This window comes from Microbacterium sp. K35 (genome assembly GCF_004794375.1).
Lineage (GTDB): Bacteria > Actinomycetota > Actinomycetes > Actinomycetales > Microbacteriaceae > Microbacterium > Microbacterium sufflavum.
Genome location: NZ_SSDM01000179.1, coordinates 1 through 3,537 on the forward strand (window position 1 = coordinate 1; position 3,537 = coordinate 3,537).

The window sequence follows — 3,537 nt, forward strand, 5'->3', positions numbered from 1 at the left end:
AGCGGTCCGCGGCGCCCCTCCGGCGAGGATCCGCGCCTCGGCACGCTCCGCCCGCCTCCGGCCGCCGTACGGGCCCCGTGCGAACGGAAGGGTCGCGAGCGCCAGCGGCACCGGCACCCCGATCCGCTCCCCCAGCTCGGCGAACGCCCTGACCTCGCGGTGGGAGTGCACGATCAGCAGGTCGGTGTGACGCCGGTACTCCAGGGCCCCGCGCTGCGCCGGGATCGCCATACCGGGCAGCCCCGACACGACGACGGGCCGGTGCGCGAGCGAGTCGATCACGCCTCCGAGCAGCCGCACGAACGGCCCGCGACCGGCGAGCAGCACCGCGTCGGGCCGCTGCCGGTCCAGCGACGCCGCCACCTGCGCGAGGTCGAGCCGGGTGACATCTGTCGCCGCGACCCCGGTGCCCTCCCGCGCCGCGCGCTCCTGCTCCGCGCTCACCGTGAGGGGCGTGCGCACCAGCAGCAGCTGCGGGCGCAGACCGGGCACCGCGCCGAGCAGCGAGGCAGACCACTTCACGAACGAGTCGGCATCGGCGACCGCGACCACGCGCAGCCCGGAGGCGTCGGTCATGCCGGCACGCGACGCAGCTTGGCCATGGGGGCGCGCTCGCTGTCGAACACGCGCTTCACGCCGTCGCCCACCGCCCGCTCGATCACCCGGATGTCGCGCACCAGGTGCTCGAGTCCGGTCGGCTCCAGCGACGCGGCGTGGTCGGAGCCCCACATCGTCCGGTCGAGCGTGATGTGCCGTTCGACCGCGACGGCGCCCATCGCGACCGCGGCGAGCGAGATCTGCAGGCCGCGCTCGTGGCCCGAGTATCCGACGGGGATGCCGGGGTAGCGGTCGCGGAGGGTCGCGATGACCCGCAGGTTCGCCTCCTCCGGCTCCAGCGGATACGTCGAGGTCGCGTGCATCAGCACGACCCGGTCGGTACCGAGGGTGTCGAGGGCGCGGTCGATCTGCTCGATCGTGGACATGCCGGTGGAGAGGATCACGGGCTTGCCCGTCTCGCGCAGCGCGGTCAGCAGCTCGGTGTCGGTCAGGCTCGCGGAGGCGACCTTGTGCGCCACGACGTTCAGTTCCTCCAGGAACGCCACGCTCGGCACATCCCACGGCGACGCGAACCAGTCCAGCCCGAGCAGCGTGGCGTGGTCGCCGATCTCGACGTACTCGTCGCGGCCGAACTCGACCCGGCGCCGGTAGTCGAGATAGCTCATGACACCCCACGGCGTCTCCCGCGGTACATCGCGCATGTGCTCCGGCGTGGAGATCTCGGGGGTGCGCTTCTGGAACTTGACCGCGTCGGCCCCCGCCCGCGCCGCGACGTCGATCAGTCGCTTGGCGATGTCCACGTCGCCGTTGTGGTTGAGGCCGATCTCCGCGATGACGTAGGCCGGACGGCCGCCGCCGATCACACGCGAGCCGATGCTGACAGTCATGGTTCCTCCGGTCGTCGAGCGGGTTGCCGCCGTCCTTCCTGAGTACGCGCCGCGGGTGAACGGCCCTCGACCGGAGGGTTACCGGGGGCGGTCAGCTCGACAACACGCGTTCGACGAGCTCCCTGACCGCACCGTCTCCCCCGCGGCGGTGCAGCACGACCCTGGCCTCGGCCCGCACGAGGGGATGCGCGTCGGCGACGGCGACCGGCCACCCGACGATGCGCATCGCCGGGAGGTCGTTCACGTCGTTGCCGAGGTACGCGATGTCGGCGAGCGGCATGCCCTGCTCCTGCGCCCACCGCCGCAGCGCGTCCTCCTTGTCGTCGATGCCGTGCACCACGGGGACGCGCAGCTTGTCGGCCCTCGCCCGCACGACCGGGTTGACCTCGGTGGAGAGGATCAGCATCGGCACGCCGGCGCGGCGCAGCAGCGCGACGCCCATGCCGTCCTCCCGGCTCACCCGTACCCGCTCCCCTCCGTCGGCGTCGACGATCGCGGTGTCGTCGGTGTGGACGCCGTCGAAGTCGGTGACCACCGCGCGCACCGGGATCCGCGCGGGAGTCTCACGCAGGGCCGCCAGAGCCCGCGCCGCCGCGAGCTGCTCCGCGTCGTCGATCTCGATCGCGCTCCACTCGGGCACCGCGATGATGCGGGTGCGGCCGAAGAAGCGGTGCCGGCTGCGGCGGAACCCGTCCGCCCGGAACACGTAGAACGCCCCGGTCTCGAGGTGATGCGGCTCACGGTCCTGGCGCCGCGGACGGTGGCTCGCGTCGTGGTTGAGCGCCTCCGCCTCCCCCTCGGGCCCGGTGCGCCACAGGAAGCCGTACGTCTCGACGGCCGCGAACGCGCTGTCGGCCGTGCCCTCCCGCACGGCCTCGACGGCGGCGGACAGCTCCACGCTCGGCACGAAGGGCGACGTGGCCTGCACGAACGCGACGACCGCGAACGACTCTCCCCGGCGCTCGAGTTCGTCGAGCGCGTGGAGGATCGCCGCCTCGGACGACGCGGTGTCGCCCGACAGCTCCGCGGGGCGCCGGACGATGCGCGCGCCCGCGGCCTCCGCGACCGCCGCGATCTCGTCGTCGTCGGTGGAGACCACGACCGCGTCGATGCCCGCGGCGGCCGTTGCCGCGTGCACGGCCCTGGCCACGAGCGGCACCCCGCCCACGCGCTCCAGGTTCTTGCGCGGGATCTGCTTCGACCCGCCGCGCGCCGGGATGATCGCCACCGTCCGCGGCGCTCCCTCGTCTGTCTGCTGCATGCTCGTCATCCTCCCCGGATCTCCCGCCACGCGCGACCGGCGCGACGCCGTGCCCCGATCGCCGTCAGCCGCCACTCCTCGATCCGCCCGATGCCGCCCGCGGGGTGCCGCAGGCGCTGTCGCAGGGTCGCGGGCGCGGCGCCGGGCAACCGCAGGTGCGTGAGGCGCTCCGCCGAGAAGTACCGGCGGCGCTCGTCATCGTCGAGGTCGCGCAGGACCTCCTCCGCGCGCTCTCGCAGGTGCTCGGCGACGAGCGGCTGCATGGCATAGCCGACCGCATCGACGAGGCGCTGCAGCTCGGGCGGCTCCGGGCGCGCGGCGTCGGTGCGGGTGAGGGCGTCGACGATCGTGAGCGGGATGCGGTTGCTGTTCTCGAACGGAGCGAGCGTGCCGAGCAGGTCCGCTGTCCCGGCGGCACCGATGTCGCGGCCGAACACCGTGTGCACGGTCGGCAGCGCGGTGGAGAACGCCGCGACCACGGCCCGCGCATCGAGGCGTTCGGCCGCCAGTTCCGCAGGCCCCGTGCCGCGGTGCTCCTCGAACGCCATGCCGAGCGACTGCGCCCTGGCACGGACGGCATCGGCGAGCAGGGGCGGCGCCGCCGGATGGGGCTTGAACACGATGCGCTCCGGCTCCCACGCGGCCGCCCGGTCGACCAGGCTCTGCTGCAGCGCGATCTCCTGCGCCGGTGTCTGCAGCCCGAGCGCCGACAGGTACTGCCCGAGCACCAGCACGGTGGACGGTCCCGGCTCCGGGTCTGCCGGCACCTCCGGCACCTCCGGCGTCGCGGTCTCGCGCAGCGCCGCCGCGAAGGCCGCGGGCGGCACCGGC

At 74.0% G+C, this 3,537-nt stretch carries 4 protein-coding genes; all 4 read right to left on the minus strand.

From position 1 onward, the window contains the following. Positions 1-576: DUF6716 putative glycosyltransferase (locus DW299_RS06925; RefSeq protein ID WP_342589050.1), on the minus strand; the 576-nt coding region annotated here is incomplete at its 3' end. Continuing rightward, positions 573-1,445 carry an N-acetylneuraminate synthase family protein gene (locus DW299_RS06930; RefSeq protein WP_136028661.1) on the minus strand — a complete coding sequence of 291 codons (873 nt, stop codon included), beginning with the start codon at positions 1,443-1,445 and terminating at the stop codon, positions 573-575. The genes DW299_RS06930 and DW299_RS06925, both read right to left, overlap by 4 nt. 91 nt (positions 1,446-1,536) lie before the next feature. Then, positions 1,537-2,706, minus strand: a complete 1,170-nt coding sequence (locus tag DW299_RS06935; protein WP_136036150.1) for an acylneuraminate cytidylyltransferase — start codon at positions 2,704-2,706, stop codon at positions 1,537-1,539. A 5-nt stretch (positions 2,707-2,711) separates the two neighbouring features. Beyond that, positions 2,712-3,537 (minus strand): polysialyltransferase family glycosyltransferase (locus tag DW299_RS18910; RefSeq protein ID WP_240745334.1); only part of this gene is annotated, 826 nt, incomplete at its 5' end.

What these genes read in the sequence shown, in the direction of transcription:
- DW299_RS06930 (WP_136028661.1), bottom strand. Translation starts at nt 1,445, where the DNA reads ATGACTGTCAGCATCGGCTCGCGTGTGATCGGCGGCGGCCGTCCGGCC.
- DW299_RS06935 (WP_136036150.1), bottom strand. Translation starts at nt 2,706, where the DNA reads ATGCAGCAGACAGACGAGGGAGCGCCGCGGACGGTGGCGATCATCCCG.